Here is a 17,812-nt window from a genome sequence, read left to right as displayed (position 1 = left end):
GATAACAGCAGGCAAGAAACGATATAAAAAAGCGTAAAAATGAAATAAATAAACAGTAATTAACACGTTTAGTAGTAAAAAGATGTCCAATAAACTGCAATCAACAACTTCCCTAAAAAAGAGAATTCCTATAGCATTAAGCATACCAATAAAATGTTGAATGGGGTGTATGCTTCGTTCAACAAGATATGTATACGATACAAACAATGTAACGTATAAATACTAAGACGTTAGGTGCATCGGAGGCATAATTGAATATTCAGATAAGTAAGATATCGTCACATCAAACAAGTAAAGCTATCGCATTAACATTTTTTGTTCTTACTTTACCATTTGGCTTTATAGGGCTAGCGCTATCCTTTTTCGGACCTGATTTTGAGAGTCATAATGGTCAAGGTTTCCCTTATTTATTATTTGTTTTTGCACCAGTGATTTACGGTGTAATGTTTTATTTTATGCAGCGCTTCTTTTGTTTTGCTTATAATCTTGTCGCTAAAAGGTTTGGTGGCATAGAATTCGAAACAAAGGAGTAATCTGCACCTAATCGGGTAGCCGGAGGTCTCTAACCTCGAGCCCCCACATCACCCATCATGCGCTTTTTATTAACAGGAAGTGCAATGGGCGGTTCATCTCCCGTAATGAATATTGATCCAAATATCTCTCAATGACACTAAACCTTGTGACGCTAAGTAGTCATTGCCTAGCGCAATGTTAATTCCTTTTGTTTTTGAGCTTCTACAAGGGCCTTCGCTTCCAAGCGCCTACTTTTGGTACTGGTGATACCGTATGCTATGGCCAGTCGTATACTAACCCCTAACATCATTAAACAGCGTACTTTAGTGCGCGCGAACACGAACAAAGATGACACCCATTCTAAAGTTTTCTATCACTCTTGTTATAGGCAGCGTAAAAATTAGTTTACCACCCACAATGACTGAAGCTTGTTTTAGTCACAACAATATGGAAAATTCTAATTTATCTCACTAGAAAGAATAAATATCTCCCCTGAAAATTGGTTAATACTCACCTTATATTGGTTACTGCGAAGATTTAAACAGAAATCGAAGCAGCAACCTTAGCAAATACAAAAAACTATTGGCGTAGTTCTAACACTCTAATCAAACGTTAAATATTGGCTCAAAACGAGAATATGCATGCTTGTAATTTTAAAGCAAGGCGATGTTTTGTACTGGTGTAATAAGTTGTAATGAGCCTTTTCTTCGGTAGCTGTTAACTTAAATCTAGTTAAAACTATCAATGTAAAAAACGTTTAAGTTAATAAGCATAAGGAGAAATATAATGTGTACAGACTTTTCAATTAAAGCTATAAATTCAGGTGTTTCGAATAGTATCCCTGTGATAGGCCGTTCAATGGAGTTGGGCCCAGATTTGAAATCAGAGCTGTTTTTCAGGGCTGATGGGCATGAATATAAGCAAAGTGCTTTGAAAAAGCTGACCCAGTCAGATTTTCAGGATGATTCAGGACTATTTGTTCTTCGTGATGATATTGAATTGATTAATCAACGCCTCTTGACTTGGACTGGGAGCTATAGTTTTGTTGCAATGAATGGCTTTAACCTTGATATTGCCAAGTCCTTAGGTGTGTCAGAAACATTTGCAAATATAATGACCAATGGGTTAAATACTGAAGGCTTAACTACGGGGGCTATGGTACTGGCGCAAAGTGAGTATCAGTCTCCTTTTGATGAAAATAAAGAAATTATCCATAATAACATTGTCTATTACCCTAGTATTACAACGTGGATATTATCAAACTGTGCGACCTGCCAAGACGTTATTGATGGATTGCAATATGATTATCTCGTGTTGAATAAAGGTGGGTCTAATTTAAAAGAGGCTGTATCGGATAACGGAAGAAAGATTTTGGTTGTTAGTCCTTTCTCTAAAGTTCCAAATGCAATGAAATTTCACTTTCCTGTGCATGATGCCAAAGGGAATAGCATTGTTTTAGAATATGCGCAGGGAAAATTAACGATTACAGATCTGAACCCTATTGGTGTGCTTACTAATGATCCTTTGATTGCTTGGCAGCAAGAAAATGTTCGTTATAACTACGTAAATGTAATGCCATTTAATTTTCAGAACGAAAGTGGTGAGCCAACGATGCCGAGTGTGGAAGCATATAAAAGTGCTGCATCTAACTTTCAATGTAACTCTTATGCGCAAGGAACTGGTTTTTCTGGTGTTCCAGGAAGTTCAACACCCGTTGATCGCTTTGTGAGAGCTGCAATGATGACGAACTTTTCATTCCCAGTTTCACAATTTACCAGTCAGTATGAAGTAGATAAAGCAAATAGTGTGGAGCATAGCTTCACAACAGGGGGGTCAGCGATACAGAACGATATTAAAGTAGGACGAGTAGATGCAACTACGTTGGCTTTTCATATATTAAATGCGGTTGACATTCCATTGGGGACTAGTCGGGATTCTGAAGGCGAAAATGTTCACGATTTTACACAATGGGTAACGGTGTCTGATTTGAAAAATAAAACTTTCTCCGTAAGAATGTACCAATCTCCTCAGGTATTTAGCATTAATTTGATGGAATTAGATTTCAAGCATTTGCAAAAATATATCCATAAGCTAGACACGAATATTAAGTCGATAGATATAACCACTCAATTAAATAAAAAATCTTAATCACATGATTTAAAGTTAAGCTGTGAAGAAGTTTTTAATTTACTTTTCACTGCTTAGACTTTTTATTGTTCAAAGGAATAAAATGCAGAGCTTGCTTATCGAAAAAAATTTAATTCAAATTATGCCTGATGCAAAAGCGGAGCACATAGCGCTATTTATACCGGCCTTACAGTCTCAAGTGACTAAATTTGATATTAATTCAGCATTGAGGTTAGCGCACTTTATTGCACAAGTCGCGCATGAAAGTGGATGCTTTAGATACAGAGTCGAAAATCTGAACTATAGCGCAAGAGCGCTACGTGCTGTGTTTGGTAAGTATTTTACATCGGATGAAATGGCACTGCAATATGCACGAAAACAAGAAGCCATAGCAAATATTGTTTATGCTAACAAAATGGGGAACGGGGATGAGCGCTCAGGAGATGGTTGGCATTATAGAGGACGTGGGCTTATTCATCTAACAGGCAAAGATAGCTATGCTGGATATGCAGACTATCTTGATATAGATATTGTATCTGAACCTGAACTACTCCAACGTGACCCGCAAATTATGGTGGGCAGCGCATGTTATTTATGGCAAGTGCTAAAGCTGAATGAATTGGCGGATAAAGATGATTTAAATAGTATTACTTGCAAAATAAATGGCGGTTATCATGGCTTAGAAAGCCGCGGTGACTTTTTAGAACGTGCTAAACAATGTTTTGAAATAGATTAAAAACCAGTTAAATTAGGTTTAAGCGTGAAGGTATTTAATGACATACTACCTGCCTATTATTTATAAGAGGTAGGTTGTTGATGTATAAACAGCTATTAGCAAATCATTATAAAGAAATACACATTAATAGCACGATTACATCCTTATGGAGTGGGTGTGGGGAAATAGTACGCTGCAATTTAGATGGCATTGATTGTGTAATTAAAGCGATTGCAGTGCCCGATCATATAAATCATTCACGGATCTCACAAACGCAGTTTGCTATTAATCGCAAGCGCCGCTCTTATGATGTTGAATACTATTGGTATCAACATTATGCACAATCGTTACCTGCCCAATCACCCGCGCTTAGTTGTTTTAATACACTAAAAAATGAGCATCAACGTGTACTTGTATTTTCTGATTTTGAGTGTGATGGCTTTGCTGCAGCTGAAAAAATACCATCGCATATAAACGCGATTATTAAATGGTTGGCTTACTTTCATGCTGTTAATTTTCAGCAACGTCCACTGGGATTGTGGCCTCAAGGAAATTATTGGCATTTAGATACTCGGCCAGATGAATATGAAAAAATTTCAGATGCTGTAATAAAACAAAAAGCACAGTGCTTTGACAGAGAAATACGCAATTGCGAGTATCAAACACTCATTCATGGCGATGCTAAATTAGCAAACTTTGCTGTTGGAATAACTACAGCACAGGCGCTTGGGTATGATTTCCAATATGTAGGTGGTGGAGTTGGCGTTACCGACTTAATGTATTTTTTAGGTAGTTGTCTTACTAACACAGAATTAGAACAGGCTAGTGATGATTATTTAGCAAAGTACTTTGATTATTTTACGCAGGCAATGCATGAATATCATCGTGGAGTTGATGCTTCTATAATCGTTGATAATTGGCGTGCTTTATGGCCTGTGGTATGGGCTGACTTTTATCGCTTTTTGTTAGGATGGAGCCCAAACCATGTAAAAATAAACAATTATATGCAAGAGCAATATCAAGCGCTAGATACATATTGAAAATATAATAGCTAAAGTAATACAGTAGGAATAGATTAAAGATGAATAAAGTTATACGTTGGGGAATGGTTGGCTGTGGTGCAGTGACCGAGGTGAAAAGTGGACCTGCTTATCAGAATACGGCTCAGTTTGAATTGCATGGTGTAACACGAAGGGATCTGGTTTTAGCCAAAGATTATGCTGCACGTCATGGCGTGCCTAATGTTTATTCAAGCGCGAGTGAATTAATAGCATGTCCTGAAATAGATGCGATATACATAGCGACACCACCAGATAGTCACATGGAACTTGCTTTGCAAGTTGCAGCAGCAGGTAAGCCTTGTTGCATTGAAAAGCCATTGGCACCAACTTATCACGAATGTGAAATTATTCATGATGCATTTGCGCAGCAAGGTCTGCCTTTATATGTTGCCTATTATCGTCGTTCATTACCTCGATTTAATAAAGTGAAGGCTTTGATTGAAAGCAATGTAATTGGTGACATCCGACATGTTAATTGGCATTTAAATAAAGCACCAAATCAACTTGATTTATCTGGGAAATATAACTGGCGTACAGATAAAAGTATTGCTCTTGGTGGCTATTTTGATGATTTAGCGAGCCATGGTTTAGATCTATTTAGCTATTTATTTGGAGAGTTTGAGCAAGTTAAAGGATTGGCCAGCAATCAGCAAAAACTATATGGTGCATTTGATGCCATTACAGCATGTTGGCAGCATAAAAGTGGCGTTACGGGATCGGGTAGTTGGAACTTTGGTGGCTTTTCGCGTTACGACACCGTTACGTTATATGGCCAAAGAGGTGAAATAACTTTCAGTGTATTTGATGAGCAAGTAATCAAAGTTACAACGCTTAACGGTGTAGAGGAATACACAATTGCTAATCCGGCACATATTCATCAATATCACGTACAGAACATAGCGCTGGATCTTCTTTCCCAATCAGGTCACCCATCGACAGGTACAACCGCTATGCATACGAGCTGGGTTATGGAACAAATAATAATGCCAACGTAGACAATCGTGTCAGAGTAAAACACACGCTACCCGAAGTGATTGGTCTAGGGGCGATTAAATAGCCCCAACATTGAACAAATTTCAATCCACAAAGGCCAACACGCCCTAGCTTAAAAAAGCTCGAATAAAAGAGTGAGGGTACAGCTTACTGTTTATAGGCTTTCTCAAGTGCACGAATCAACACGGCTTGTTCTGTATGTGGGAACGCTGCTTTATGTACATCGATAATATCCTTAAAAATTGACGGTTCTTGTAAGGCTGTATCAAATAAGTTGATTGCTTTTTTACCTTCTTTTGATGGTGAGCATGCAATGTAACCAAAAATAGCTTGTTCAACTTTATTTATAGTTAAATAACGAATATTACTCATTCGTGGATCTTTGCTGTGCCGCGAAATGAAAACAGCACTGTACTCGATGATTGCATCAATTTTGTTTTGAAATAGCATATGGCTTAACCGAAGTGCACTGGTAGTGCCGGGTAAAGGCATAAACGCATCACTATTTGCAGCTATAAATGCATCAATCTTTTCCCCGTATGAACGGCCTTTGGTTATTCCAATAGTAAGTTTATGCTTATTGATAGCGTCGCTTAGGGTGATATCTTTAGGTAGCTCAGGGTGATTAAGTACAACTAAGCGGTTTGATGGAAATGCCATTATTGGATAACGGTTAAAAAGCGCATTCTTTTCTCGTTCTGGGTTTTTTACTTTGTTGTATAAGCATACATCAGTAAATTTATGCAGCTGTTGCCATTCACGTAATCTACTTGCAGGAATAAATGTTAGCGATACAGCACCATTTAGTTGTTGTTCTAATTTTAGCATCATACCCGTAGCAATGTTTTGGGGAGAATTATCAAGCTGAGGTGCAAAATCAGTCATAATTTTAATGTGTAAAGTTGTATTTTTAGCAGCATTGGCGTGGGCCGTAAACATCATGATGAACGTGAGTAAGCTCAGTATTACTTTAGGCATTGGGCAAACATATAGATACGCTTAATTATTACGTAAGTATAGGGTATGAAATATCATAAAGCTCTATTATTGTGTTAAATGGTACTAATTGAGTGCGTTGATATCATGGATTGAGGCTATTTACTTAGTTTATATGGTATAGATTGTAAGTTAAGTATAACCCGAATAACTGCTGTGATTTAATCTGAGCATGTTTAATCATTTAGCACATTCTAATGACTCAATAATTTGGATGAATAAAGAGCAATAAAGTGTGCTTTTTCGATACTGGGTATGTTTTTTCGCATGATTTTGCTTTTTTAAAAGTCTCTCAAGATTTTTTAAGCTAAAATAATCGCAGTTTATTTTCCTTTTAGGCGCTATTATGACAATCCATGTAATTAATCACCCACTTGTTCAACACAAACTTGGCCTTATGCGAGAGCATGGCATCAGTACCAAGAGTTTTCGTGAGCTTTCATCTGAAGTTGGTACGTTATTAACTTACGAAGCGACTAAAAATCTCCCCCTTGAAAAAGTAGAAATCACCAGCTGGGATGGCAATCAACTCGATGTAGAGCATATCAAAGGTAAAAAAATAACGGTTGTACCAATTTTACGTGCCGGCCTTGGCATGATGGATGGTGTAATGCAGTTATTGCCAGCCGCTAAAGTGAGTGTTGTTGGCTTACAGCGTAATGAAGAAACCCTTGAGCCAATCCCGTATTTTGAAAAGCTCGTAGGTAAAATTGATGAGCGTTTAAGCCTTGTGATTGACCCTATGTTAGCAACGGGTGGTTCCATGATTGCTACTATCGATATGCTTAAAAAAGCAGGTTGTAAAGAAATTAAAGTTATTGTGCTAGTTGCAGCGCCAGAAGGCGTAGAAAAAACACTTGCAGTACACCCTGATGTAGAAATATTTACCGCAGCGCTAGATAGTCACCTGAACGAAAAAGGCTATATCATTCCAGGTCTTGGTGATGCAGGTGATAAAATATTTGGCACCGTGTAGGTGTGATGGTGAATAACGCTACTTTTTCAATCAAAACTATTTTAACTGGGGCGCAAATGCTATTTGTAGCCTTTGGTGCCTTGGTATTAGTGCCATTGCTTACGGGGCTTGACCCTAACGTCGCACTATTTACCGCGGGCATTGGCACACTGCTATTTCATGTTGTGACTAAAGGCCAAGTGCCTATATTTTTAGCCTCATCTTTTGCTTTTATCGCCCCTATAATCGCATGTGTACAGCTGTGGGGGGTGCCTGCAACTATGGGGGGCTTAATGGCGGCGGGCTTTGCTTATATGGCGCTGAGCTTACTTGTTAAGCTCAAAGGTGTTGCGACATTGCATAAAATATTGCCACCTGTTGTTGTGGGCCCTGTGATCATGGTGATTGGCTTAGCGCTTGCACCCGTGGCAGTAAATATGGCAATGGGTAAAAGTGGTGATGGATCAGTGCAGTTAATTGCTTATGATCAAGCCATTTGGATTGCCGCTTTCTCGTTGTTAGTGACGTTAGTTTTTGCTGTTTGGGGTAAGGGTGTATTTAAGCTTATTCCTATTTTAGCGGGTGTCATTGCAGGCTATAGTTTATCGCTTTATTTAGGCATAGTGCAGTTTGATGCTGTGACGAATGCACAGTGGATAGCCATGCCTGCTTTTACGTGGCCAGAGTTTAAATGGCAAGCTGTGTTATTTATGGTACCAGTGGCAATAGCACCTGCCATTGAGCATATTGGCGATATGATGGCCATTAGCCAAGTAACCAATAAAGATTATTTGAAAAAACCGGGATTACATCGGACTTTGTTTGGCGATGGGTTGGCTACAACTGCGGCATCTTTATTCGGAGGCCCGCCCAATACCACCTATTCAGAAGTAACAGGTGCAGTGATGCTTACGCGAAACTTTAACCCTAAAGTTATGATGTGGACTGCAATCATTGCCATTATTTTAGCTTTTGTGGCAAAAATGGGCGCTGGGTTACAAACCATTCCTGTGCCTGTTATGGGTGGGATCATGATTTTATTGTTTGGCTCAATTGCCGTGGTTGGTTTAAATTCATTAGTAAAATGTGGTGAAGACCTCACTGCGCCGCGTAATTTGAGTATTGTGGCGTTAATTTTAGTGTGCGGAATTGGTGGCATGCACATTGGCGGCAGTGAGTTTAGTTTACAAGGCGTTAGTTTATGCGCAATTTTAGGTATTGTGTTGAATTTAGTATTACCAAAGGCCGATGAAGCAACGTAATTGCTAACAACGAATGTTTATTTTGTCTCAAAATAGCGCATTTATATGCGCTATTTTTTACTTACTAAAAATAAAATAGGTATTATTGTGAGCATTATATACAAGAGGTCAATAGTGTGGATATAGCCTCTTTTTTTAGCAAAGCATCAGCTGCCGCATAAATATCAATATTTGAGTGAGCAGTTCTTTACCCCGTTAGCGCAGGATATTATTGCGGCTAAAAAACGAGGGCAACCAATGGTGTGGCAATTAATGGTTGCCAAGGTTCAGGAAAAACGACCCTCGCTGACTTTTTAGTTACGTGGATCAACTTCAATACTGCATTTAATAGTATTTCCCTATCGATTGATGATTTTTACCACAATCAGGCAAGCCGCCAACAGCTAGCTAAAGACATACACCCATTATTTGCAACGCGTGGCGTACCAGGTACACATGCCATAATGCTCATGAAACAGACATTTAGCGCATTACTCGCGGGTAAGGTGGCTGTGCCAACCCCTAAGTTTGATAAGCAAAGTGATAACCCTATTCAAAAATCATTATGGTCTGCAAACAATCATGCCATTGATATAATTATCTTTGAAGGATGGTGTGTAGGCAGTGAAGCACAACAACCAATAGCAGTTCAATAAAATAAGTAATTTAAACTCTCCAAATCACTATGCCTTAATCCCATCTATCACAAAGCTGAATCTGACAGATGTTTGTCCCTAAACGGTTAACGCTTAACTGTTAAGAATACTAATTAAATAAATTAATAGTGTATTAATGTTAATTTATTCAATAATGCTATTTACATCAAAAATAACAACCATTATCATTGCGCTTTACTTATGGGGGCTGTAATGACACGAAAAATCATTTCTACTGCGATTTACCTCGCACTTTTACCAACATCAGTTTTTGCAACAGATGTTGATGTTGAAACACAGTTAGCACAATTGCAGCAGCAATTAGCTCTGCAACAAAAAGCGATTACACGATTAACTGCTCAGTTAGCAGAACAACAGCAACAAAAAACGCAGCTTAATGATATTAACGTAGTAACGACTGATAAAAAAAAGCAATCGTTCATTCGTGATAAAAGCGATACGCCCTCTCTTACATTTAAGAGCTACGGCACTTTAGCTTATCGTAATGATGAAATATTCGACAATATTCAAGATATATCGCCAGATCGTCGAGCCACAACCGACTTAGAGCGAGTAGTGACTGAATTTGAATATCAAATAAACAAAAATTGGCAAATAGAATTTGAAATTGAGTATGAGCACGGTGGCACAGGCACAACGCTTGAATACGATGGTTTTGAAGAGTTTGGTGAGTTTGAAAGTGAAGTAGAAGCAGGTGGTGAAGTCATTGTTGAAAAACTGCAGGTAAAATATGAGTTTAACCCGAATGTGCAGGTTAAATTTGGCCATATATACGTACCTGTAGGTTTAGGCACTGATTTAAATAAACCAGATCAATACTTTACTACGTCACGCCACTGGAGTGAAGCGAGTATGATCCCGCAAGTATGGCATGAAACTGGGGTTAACCTGATCACCAATTGGCAAGATTTTACGTTGCAGACGATGATCAGTACTGGTTTAAACTCAGAATATTTTCGCACCACAAACTGGATTGCTGGTGGCGCGCAACAACGTTTTGAAACTAACACTGCAGATGATTTAGCGCTTACTTTACGTCTTGATTATGGCGATGTTAAAAAAGGTAAAGGCGTAGGTATCAGTTATTACAACAGCGATACAAGTGGAAACCGCCGCAACCAAGGCAAGTTAGATGTTGACGGGAATGTCTCTATTTTAGGTGTTCATGGCGCGTGGGAATATCAAGATTTCACACTACGCGGGCAATACTTATACGGTGAACTTGAAGATTCTGTTGCCATTACCAATGCGAATAAAACCACGCCAGGTCTTCGCCCTGGCAGTTTTTCTCAACTGGGTAGTAAGTCAGAGTCTGCATTTTTTGAAGCAGCGTATAACACACAACATATGTTTAACTTATCCAGTCCGCTTTATGTATTTACCTCATTTGATTATGCAAACCCATTATTAGAAGTTGCTAAAGGCACGCCGATTGATCGTTTTGACATTAGCGAATTTAGTATGGGTATTAACTACTTACCAAATAAAAATTTAATTTTAAAATTCCAAGGTGGGCAACGTCAGTATGCGCAAAGCAATATTGATAACACCACTCATTTTAGCGCGTCAATCGGCTATATATTCTCAACTACTTTATAGGATTTAAAGGATGAAAACGGTACTTAATAGCATCACAGCAATAATTTTAGCATCTACACTCGTAGCATGTGGTTCATCATCATCTGATGATTCAGGTTCTACTACGCCGCCGCCAGTTGCATCAACGAAGTTTACATATGATGCGACTGATTTAATTGCCAATGTAACGACAGACGTGATTGTTGATGGCTACGAAATACTTGATACAAAAGCAGATGCACTTTACGTTGCAGCGCAAAATTTACTCAATAACCAAAATCAAGAATCTTTAGCTAAAGCACAAGATGCTTGGAAAGACGCGCGTATATTTTGGGAGCAGGGCGAGTCACACATTTTTGGTCCAGTTGATAGCTTATCAATTGATCCGCATTTAGATACATGGCCACTAAACACGACAGATTTAAACACGTTGCTTGCCAGCGATACTGTATTTACTGCAGACACCATTAAAGGCTTAGATGATGGCGTGCAAGGTTTTCATACTATGGAGTTTTTATTGTTTGGTGATGGTGTTGCCGACAACGAAAAAGCCATTGCTGAAATGACAGTACGTGAAATTGAATATTTAATTGCCTGCGCTGAAGTATTTGCATTTTACACAGATAGCCTATCAAGTGCATGGACGGTATCTGCTGATGGTGATAAAGAGCCAGCTTATAAAGATTACCTTTTAACTCCGGGTAACGACAAATATGCCTCAAATTTAGGTGTGGTTGAAGAATTAGTGAATGGTTTAATTGGTATTGTAGATGAGGTAGGCAATGGCAAAATTGCAGAACCATTCAACACCACAAAAGATAATGCGGATACATCTAAAGTAGAGTCGCAGTATAGCTGGAATTCATTAACAGACTTTAGCGATAACATTAAAGGCGTTCAAAACGTTTATTTAGGTACGTTTGCAAACGAAAACGATAGCCCAGGCCTAAAAGCATTAATTGAAGCAGGGGATGCGACACTTGCAGCTAAAGTTGAAACGCAGATCAGCGCAGCAATTACAGCTATTGAAGCAATCGCAGGTGAAAATAACATGCCATTTCGTCAAGCAATTAAAGATGACGATGCGCGCGTAAGAGTTCAAGCTGCCATTGATAGCTTAGGTGAGTTACAAAAATCACTTGAAGAAGAAGTTGTTCCATTACTTAAAAAATGGGACGTATAACCGTGTATACCCAAGCCATCTCAAGATGCAGAATTCAGCGTTTCACTGAGGCTTAATATCAAGGCGTTACTTTGTAGGAATGGCCGTCCCTTTTAAGAAGGAACAACGATGAGAGTAAGTCTCTGTGAAACGCCCAACGGGTTGGTTTAAAAGCGATTTATACTGCGTTACTTTTATAAGGGATTGATTTTAATAATAGAACCACTATTACTTGCAATCAATGCCTTGCCTAAATCGCTTTTAATTCCAACGACGCTCGCATCTTGAGGTGGCTTGGGTATAAATAAATGAAGAGGGAAGCAAATGCTTCCCTTTTTTGCTTAACATTAAAAAGAAACCGTCATGATAAAAGTAATTAAACCATATACACCTTTATTTTTCAGCTTAGCAATGCTGAGCGGGTGTGGTGGAGGTAGCAGTAGTAGTGATACAAATACTACTCCAGTAACCCCACCAATAGTTGAAGAGTTACCTTCGTACATAGATGTCAGCGCACTTGCCGGTGACGCAACAACGCATGATACAAATAATTCCGGGCATGGTTTTTCTACTCCTATGCCTAATTTATCGCCAGCAGAATTAAATTTACACCTTGATGGGGATACTGATTTTGAAACGGCGTTTACAACAGCACCAAATGATACGCACCCTGACTTAGATGGGGTGGGTCCGGTTTTTAATAATAATAACTGCAATGCCTGTCATCAACGTGATGGCCGCCCAAGTACCGTATTGCCAAGTACCCCCGATGGCAGAATTAAATTAGGCAGCGATGCCGGAATATTTTTACGTGTAAGCTTAGCTGATGGTGTATGCAATCAGCCAAATAGTACAAATGATTATTGTAAAAATACACCTGTCCCAGGTTTTGGCGATCAGCTGTTTCATCGCGGTGTATTACAAGCGCGAGAAGATTGGCAACAAAACCACTTTGGAGGCCAAGCAGATGTTTACTTAAGTTATAAATACACTGAATTCACATACCCAGATGGGCAAACGGTGACTTTAAAGCAGCCAGTTTTTGAAGTCGATAATGCATGGGATTCACCAAGTAATTATTCATTGAGCGAATTAGCCAGTAGTGATGTTCAGTTTAGTGCACGCAACGGTATGCCGGTATTTGGTCTTGGCTTATTAGAAGCGATAACAGATGAAGATATTTTGGCATTAGAAGATCCAATAGATAGCAATAATGATGGCATTAAAGGTCAAGCCAATTGGGTATTTGATGCAGTAAAAGCACAGCAAGGAATTGATAATCCGGTGTCATTAGGGCGCTTTGGCTGGAAAGCCAGCACCCCCTCGGTACGTCAACAATCATTGGCGGCATTACGTGGCGATATGGGAGTAACAAATTCATTATTCGCACAAGAAAGTATTGCAAACACCTTGATGCATGACAGTTACTTATCACGTACTAACTATCAAGACACTGGCACAGATGCACAAGGTTTACCGGAAGCAAGTGATGAGTTTTCAAATGCGGTGGTTTTTTACGCACAAACACTGGCTGTACCTGCAAGACGCGATATAAGTAATCCTGATGTGAGAGCAGGCGCTAAGCTTTTCTCTGAGATCAACTGCAATGGTTGCCACACACCAAGCTTTACGACTTCAACACAAAGTGATCTTATGCTCGGTGGTGTAAAAGCACCTGAAGGTATTAAAGGGCAAGTAATTTGGCCATTTACAGATATGCTTTTACACGATATGGGAGAGGGACTCGCTGATAATCGTCGTGACTTTTTAGCGTCTGGCAGACAATGGAAAACAAGGCCACTTTGGGGGATAGGGTTAACAAAAACAGTTAATCCAGGCGCTGGATTTTTACATGATGGGCGTGCAACAAGTCTTGAAGAAGCGATTCTATGGCATGGCGGTGAAGCGCAAACAAGTCGAGATAAATTCACTCAGTTGAATAAAGACAAGCGCCAGCAAGTGATCGTGTTTTTACAGTCACTTTAATTTAGTAGTTTTATTGGTTACACAGAATATAGATATCGTGTTAAAAACGACTTGAATATTTTAAACTCACTGTAAAGGGGCTTTACAGTGAGTTTTTTAGCTCATGGGCTAAATTTTCAACCGTGAAATCTAAATGGTTTTCCTGTGTTTGAGAAAAGAGTAAAAAATCAATCATCTTCAAATCACCACTATTTATTTTATTTATAAGTGCTTCATAGTCATCCGTTCTATTATTAAATGATGCAACTTGTTTATGTTGCAATGGAAATTGCTCAGGTTTTTTAGATGCATCATAGATGTTTAAAAGCGCGTGCGCCCCTAATAAAACATGCCCACCTATAGAAACATCAAGTGTTATATCTTTATTTTCAGGCGTGTCCCAATTAATACCGCCTACGACTACATGTTTTCTTAAGTTTAAAGTATTAAGAGCTTTAATTGCGCCAAATGCAATCGCATCATTGGCGCACCAAATAGCATTAATCTCAGGGGCATTTTGTAAAAACGCTAACGTTTTTGTATAACTTTCTTCAAGAGACCAATTAGCCACATCCTCAGCAAATAATGATGCTTCAGGGTATGAATTCAAATAATCAGTCAGTCCAGCACGACGAGCAGTTGCAGCAGGTGTCGTGTAGTCACCAAGCAGGGCTAAAATTTTCATATTGGTGTTACTACTGTTGCGATGTTTGTTAAAAAGCGCTTCAGCTAACAAGCGCCCGCCCATACGGTTATCAGGGACCATACTGCCTACAATATTTGCATTATGTTGTATGAGATAATGTAATCGGGATGCATTTGGGCGATTTAAAAGAAAATACAATGGTACATTATCGGTATTTATTGATAACAAATAATTACTAATCACTTGTTTTTCATCAACTAAGATAAGTAAATCTGGCTTTGCTTTGAGTGCTTTAGATATAAGTTCTTTCATTAATATGTGATTACGATTGGCATAATAAACGGTTAAATTAATATCTAGATCGTCTGATGCTGCGTGCATTGCTGCTGATACTTTATACCAGAAATCGCCTGTGCTGTTATTCACGTCATCAGTACTTTTGTTAAAACCGGGATTAATAAATGTTATGTTCAACGCCAATACATTAAACGATGACAGTATAGCAACTAGTAATAAAGAACTTGTTAGAATCCGGGAAAATAAAATCAAAGTAATGCTCAAAATTCATCTATCAAATGAGGATAGACTTTACCAGAATGACAGTACGATTCATAATTAGACCATACTAATATTAGGGATAATTGACTGTTTTGCGCATTTATAGACATTGTGATGAGTGCTACAAAAGTGGTGCTAATACTAAAATTCGTATACATAAAGCAATTTATTGATAGCCAGCAGAAGCCGTTTATTATTCTTAATTCTAACTGAAACGCGTACCTTTAAGTTTTTTAAGTATATAATGTGCTTTATCGCTAGAAATTATATTACAAGGTTTAAAATGAAAGCGCTGCTATTTATAATTGTATTAATGTTAACGCCTACTTTGGTGTTTGCTGAAGAGCTAGATCATGAAACCAATATGAAAAATATGGGGCTAGCTTATAAGCACAGTGTTCAAGCAACGCAATTAAGTGAGTTTAATACAGCGATTGATGAGTTTATCACTTTAGTTAAGCTCAGTAAGACAGCGACTTTTCATAAAGAAGCTGAAAGTTCGCGTCAGGGTTTAGATAAAGTAATCGCTCAGGCTGAAATTGCTAAAAAGTTAGCGAATGAAAAAGGGCTTGATGCTGCTAAAAAACCATTAAAATCAATTAATGAGTTACGACAGCAATACCATAAACTACATGAGCCGCCAAGTTTTTGGGAACTGTTATTTGGCAAGTGAAAAGCTATTTTTTATACTACGAAGACTGGTGTATGCTGGACAAGAGGTATATAACTGTAGAAGGTAAAAAGTGCGCCAATTTTCAGGCGCACAAAAGGGCGTTTACTTTCCTTTCTTTTTCATTCCTTGCACGGCTTTAAAGCGTGGGTTGTCTTTACAAATCACAAAAACACGACCTTTACGTTTAACGATTTGACACCCTGGGCGATTTTTAGCACTTTTAAGTGAACTTAAAACTTTCATTGCTACTTGCTCCCGATATTTTTGAAGCGACGATTAAACGCTGCAACACGGCCATCAGTCGCAACAGATTTTTGTTTACCTGTGTAAAACGGGTGAGAATCACTTGATACATCAATTGGCACGTAAGGGTAAGTTTTACCTTCTAATTCAATAGTTCGGCTCGTTTTTATTGTTGATCCAATAATAAAGTAGCTATCTGCTGCAGTATCGTGAAAAGCAACTGTTTGGTAATCTGGATGAATATTAGGTTTCATAAAATGCCTTTAATTATATCAGTATTGTTATGTGATAGTATAACTATAACTTATAGTAAATAAGAATCCTTTGCAAACACTATTTTAAATCTAACTAAGTCATTACTTTTAGGTGCAATGGATGTAAAAGTAGTGAACATGGTTCTATTTCGCGCAAATCAACTAAAAAATAAGCAGTTAGATCAAAAAAGCTAGCAATTGCTAATTAGCCTGTTATAAATAATATGTAACCGAGCATTAAGGAGTACAGGTTAGTATGAGTGAATCAATTAAAGAGAGCATCAGTGAGCAAAGCCAAGAAATAGATCAAGGCGTGATGGACACATTACGTAGCAGAGATCACAGCGTACTTGCTCAACAAATAGATCCATTAAGCTGTACACATAACGATATTGTTGAATTGCTAGCGCAATATTTAGCGTTAAGTGAACAAGACGATGACGACGTTTTTGATAACTGGTTTGATAATCTAAATAAAGCTCAACACACCGTATTGAAAGTGTTTGAAGTGTACCGCGGTCAGTTTGAGCACCAAGAATAACGGGTTCATAATTAAAGTGTTAGACGTGGTTGTATAAAATCTAAAAAGGCAACTATACGCGACGATACTGCACTATTTTTGTAATACACAGCTTGTACAGATTCACGTTGGTTAGGCGTTTTTATTGCCTGTGGTAAGACTTTTATTAACCTATTGTGAGTGAGATCGTCTGCGATCATAAACTGTGAAAGTAGTGCAATGCCTTGTCCTGCAATGCATAAGTGACGAATGGTTTCGCCGCTACTGGCATTAAGAGAAAAATTAAGTGCACAGGCTTGTTGAAGTGGCCACTTATTTAACTTAGTAGTGCCTGTAAAGCCAATTAACTTATGGTTATATAAATCTAACTCCGTATTAAGTGCAGAGCTTTGTTTTAAATAAGCAGGACTCGCTACAAGGTGTAGTTGGCTAATACCTAATTTACGTGCGTGCAAGTTTGAATCTGGCAATTGGCCAATACGAATAGCTAAATCTGTTTTATGTTCAAGCAAATCAATTACGTTGTCATGAGATGTGATGTCTAATCTAATATCTGGATATAAATGACTAAATTGGGCTATTAAAGGTGTTAGCTGATGCAATACAAATGGACTCGCAGCATCTACACGTAGTTTCCCCGCGGGTGCATGTTTTAATAAACGTAACGACTCCTCCCCATGCTCTAGTAGATTTAATCCTTCTCTCGCGTATTCAATAAAGGTTTGGCCTTCTTCTGTCAGCTCCAAACGCCGTGTTGTGCGACTTAATAAAGCGCATTCTAAGCTTGTTTCAAGACGCGTTATCGCACGGGATACTTTAGCAATATGTTGATCTAATAAAACGGCTGCCCGAGAAAAACTGCCGCAATCAACCACAGTTACAAAAGCTTCTAGATCTTCAGTTTTTGATTTAACACTCATTGGGCTGCCTTATAT

General features: G+C 38.4%; 17 protein-coding genes and 1 pseudogene. 13 read left to right on the top strand and 5 right to left on the bottom strand.

The window, feature by feature from the left end:
• The first annotated feature begins 251 nt into the window (after positions 1-251).
• The 5 genes from ACJJVX_RS01155 to ACJJVX_RS01135 all read left to right on the top strand — a co-directional run bounded on the left by ACJJVX_RS01155 (position 252) and on the right by ACJJVX_RS01135 (position 5,411).
• A complete protein-coding gene (locus ACJJVX_RS01155) occupies positions 252-533 on the top strand; it encodes a hypothetical protein (protein ID WP_054454072.1) in 282 nt (93 codons plus the stop codon).
• Between the two features lie 766 nt (positions 534-1,299).
• Positions 1,300-2,661 (top strand): linear amide C-N hydrolase, encoded by a 1,362-nt coding sequence (locus ACJJVX_RS01150; protein WP_405629647.1) that lies wholly within the window; start codon positions 1,300-1,302, stop codon positions 2,659-2,661.
• An 82-nt stretch (positions 2,662-2,743) separates the two neighbouring features.
• Complete coding sequence (locus ACJJVX_RS01145; protein ID WP_405629644.1) at positions 2,744-3,376, top strand: glycoside hydrolase family 19 protein; 633 nt, start codon at positions 2,744-2,746, stop codon at positions 3,374-3,376.
• Positions 3,377-3,456: 80 nt separating this feature from the next.
• Positions 3,457-4,395, top strand: a complete 939-nt coding sequence (locus ACJJVX_RS01140; RefSeq protein ID WP_405629642.1) for an oxidoreductase family protein — start codon at positions 3,457-3,459, stop codon at positions 4,393-4,395.
• Positions 4,396-4,436: 41 nt separating this feature from the next.
• Positions 4,437-5,411, top strand: coding sequence for a Gfo/Idh/MocA family protein (locus ACJJVX_RS01135; protein ID WP_405629639.1), 975 nt, complete (start codon positions 4,437-4,439; stop codon positions 5,409-5,411).
• A gap of 145 nt (positions 5,412-5,556) precedes the next feature.
• Here the strand turns inward: ACJJVX_RS01135 and ACJJVX_RS01130 are convergent, their stop codons facing one another.
• Positions 5,557-6,387 (bottom strand): hypothetical protein, encoded by an 831-nt coding sequence (locus ACJJVX_RS01130; RefSeq protein ID WP_054203882.1) that lies wholly within the window; start codon positions 6,385-6,387, stop codon positions 5,557-5,559.
• A 364-nt stretch (positions 6,388-6,751) separates the two neighbouring features.
• Between ACJJVX_RS01130 and upp the strand changes: the two genes are divergently transcribed.
• The 6 genes and pseudogenes from upp (at position 6,752) to ACJJVX_RS01100 (ending at position 14,004) form a co-directional block, all read left to right on the top strand.
• Positions 6,752-7,381, top strand: a complete 630-nt coding sequence (upp, locus tag ACJJVX_RS01125; protein WP_054203881.1) for a uracil phosphoribosyltransferase — start codon at positions 6,752-6,754, stop codon at positions 7,379-7,381.
• Between the two features lie 5 nt (positions 7,382-7,386).
• Positions 7,387-8,622, top strand: coding sequence for a uracil-xanthine permease family protein (locus tag ACJJVX_RS01120; RefSeq protein ID WP_054203880.1), 1,236 nt, complete (start codon positions 7,387-7,389; stop codon positions 8,620-8,622).
• 98 nt (positions 8,623-8,720) lie between these two features.
• Positions 8,721-9,236, top strand: a pseudogene (locus ACJJVX_RS01115) (haloacid dehalogenase); the annotation flags it as partial.
• 234 nt (positions 9,237-9,470) lie between these two features.
• Positions 9,471-10,877, top strand: coding sequence for a hypothetical protein (locus ACJJVX_RS01110; RefSeq protein WP_099458978.1), 1,407 nt, complete (start codon positions 9,471-9,473; stop codon positions 10,875-10,877).
• Positions 10,878-10,887: 10 nt separating this feature from the next.
• On the top strand, positions 10,888-12,039 hold the full coding sequence (locus ACJJVX_RS01105) for an imelysin family protein (RefSeq protein WP_054203877.1): 1,152 nt from the start codon (positions 10,888-10,890) through the stop codon (positions 12,037-12,039).
• 342 nt (positions 12,040-12,381) lie between these two features.
• Complete coding sequence (locus ACJJVX_RS01100; RefSeq protein WP_064435607.1) at positions 12,382-14,004, top strand: di-heme oxidoredictase family protein; 1,623 nt, start codon at positions 12,382-12,384, stop codon at positions 14,002-14,004.
• 82 nt (positions 14,005-14,086) lie between these two features.
• Here ACJJVX_RS01100 and ACJJVX_RS01095 read toward each other — a convergent pair whose 3' ends face one another.
• Entirely contained in the window at positions 14,087-15,055 is a 969-nt protein-coding gene (locus tag ACJJVX_RS01095) for an ABC transporter substrate-binding protein (protein ID WP_235575749.1), read from the bottom strand.
• A gap of 415 nt (positions 15,056-15,470) precedes the next feature.
• Between ACJJVX_RS01095 and ACJJVX_RS01090 the strand changes: the two genes are divergently transcribed.
• On the top strand, positions 15,471-15,860 hold the full coding sequence (locus ACJJVX_RS01090) for a cytochrome b562 (protein WP_405629635.1): 390 nt from the start codon (positions 15,471-15,473) through the stop codon (positions 15,858-15,860).
• Positions 15,861-15,962: 102 nt separating this feature from the next.
• On the opposite strand, the gene ykgO is transcribed toward ACJJVX_RS01090, so the two are convergent.
• Both ykgO and ACJJVX_RS01080 read right to left on the bottom strand, forming a co-directional pair.
• Positions 15,963-16,103: a type B 50S ribosomal protein L36 gene (gene ykgO, locus ACJJVX_RS01085; RefSeq protein ID WP_054203874.1), complete on the bottom strand. Its 141-nt coding sequence runs from the start codon at positions 16,101-16,103 to the stop codon at positions 15,963-15,965.
• Between the two features lie 2 nt (positions 16,104-16,105).
• A complete protein-coding gene (locus ACJJVX_RS01080) occupies positions 16,106-16,357 on the bottom strand; it encodes a type B 50S ribosomal protein L31 (RefSeq protein WP_054203873.1) in 252 nt (83 codons plus the stop codon).
• Between the two features lie 256 nt (positions 16,358-16,613).
• On the opposite strand from ACJJVX_RS01080, the gene ACJJVX_RS01075 reads away from it, so the two are divergent.
• Positions 16,614-16,898: a hypothetical protein gene (locus ACJJVX_RS01075; RefSeq protein WP_054203872.1), complete on the top strand. Its 285-nt coding sequence runs from the start codon at positions 16,614-16,616 to the stop codon at positions 16,896-16,898.
• An 11-nt stretch (positions 16,899-16,909) separates the two neighbouring features.
• Here ACJJVX_RS01075 and ACJJVX_RS01070 read toward each other — a convergent pair whose 3' ends face one another.
• On the bottom strand, positions 16,910-17,797 hold the full coding sequence (locus ACJJVX_RS01070; RefSeq protein WP_170172793.1) for a LysR family transcriptional regulator: 888 nt from the start codon (positions 17,795-17,797) through the stop codon (positions 16,910-16,912).
• Positions 17,798-17,812: the final 15 nt, after the last annotated feature.

This window comes from Pseudoalteromonas sp. Ld20 (assembly GCF_045064175.1).
Classification (GTDB): domain Bacteria; phylum Pseudomonadota; class Gammaproteobacteria; order Enterobacterales; family Alteromonadaceae; genus Pseudoalteromonas; species Pseudoalteromonas neustonica.
This window is presented reverse-complemented; position numbering and strand designations above follow the sequence as displayed.

Bases quoted from the DNA above. Each gene is read 5' to 3' on its own strand.
- ACJJVX_RS01150 (WP_405629647.1), top strand. From the start codon at position 1,300: ATGTGTACAGACTTTTCAATTAAAGCTATAAATTCAGGTGTTTCGAAT.
- ACJJVX_RS01145 (WP_405629644.1), top strand. From the start codon at position 2,744: ATGCAGAGCTTGCTTATCGAAAAAAATTTAATTCAAATTATGCCTGAT.
- ACJJVX_RS01140 (WP_405629642.1), top strand. From the start codon at position 3,457: ATGTATAAACAGCTATTAGCAAATCATTATAAAGAAATACACATTAAT.
- ACJJVX_RS01135 (WP_405629639.1), top strand. From the start codon at position 4,437: ATGAATAAAGTTATACGTTGGGGAATGGTTGGCTGTGGTGCAGTGACC.
- ACJJVX_RS01130 (WP_054203882.1), bottom strand. From the start codon at position 6,387: ATGCCTAAAGTAATACTGAGCTTACTCACGTTCATCATGATGTTTACG.
- upp (WP_054203881.1), top strand. From the start codon at position 6,752: ATGACAATCCATGTAATTAATCACCCACTTGTTCAACACAAACTTGGC.
- ACJJVX_RS01120 (WP_054203880.1), top strand. From the start codon at position 7,387: ATGGTGAATAACGCTACTTTTTCAATCAAAACTATTTTAACTGGGGCG.
- ACJJVX_RS01110 (WP_099458978.1), top strand. From the start codon at position 9,471: ATGACACGAAAAATCATTTCTACTGCGATTTACCTCGCACTTTTACCA.
- ACJJVX_RS01105 (WP_054203877.1), top strand. From the start codon at position 10,888: ATGAAAACGGTACTTAATAGCATCACAGCAATAATTTTAGCATCTACA.
- ACJJVX_RS01100 (WP_064435607.1), top strand. From the start codon at position 12,382: ATGATAAAAGTAATTAAACCATATACACCTTTATTTTTCAGCTTAGCA.
- ACJJVX_RS01090 (WP_405629635.1), top strand. From the start codon at position 15,471: ATGAAAGCGCTGCTATTTATAATTGTATTAATGTTAACGCCTACTTTG.
- ykgO (WP_054203874.1), bottom strand. From the start codon at position 16,103: ATGAAAGTTTTAAGTTCACTTAAAAGTGCTAAAAATCGCCCAGGGTGT.
- ACJJVX_RS01080 (WP_054203873.1), bottom strand. From the start codon at position 16,357: ATGAAACCTAATATTCATCCAGATTACCAAACAGTTGCTTTTCACGAT.
- ACJJVX_RS01075 (WP_054203872.1), top strand. From the start codon at position 16,614: ATGAGTGAATCAATTAAAGAGAGCATCAGTGAGCAAAGCCAAGAAATA.
- ACJJVX_RS01070 (WP_170172793.1), bottom strand. From the start codon at position 17,797: ATGAGTGTTAAATCAAAAACTGAAGATCTAGAAGCTTTTGTAACTGTG.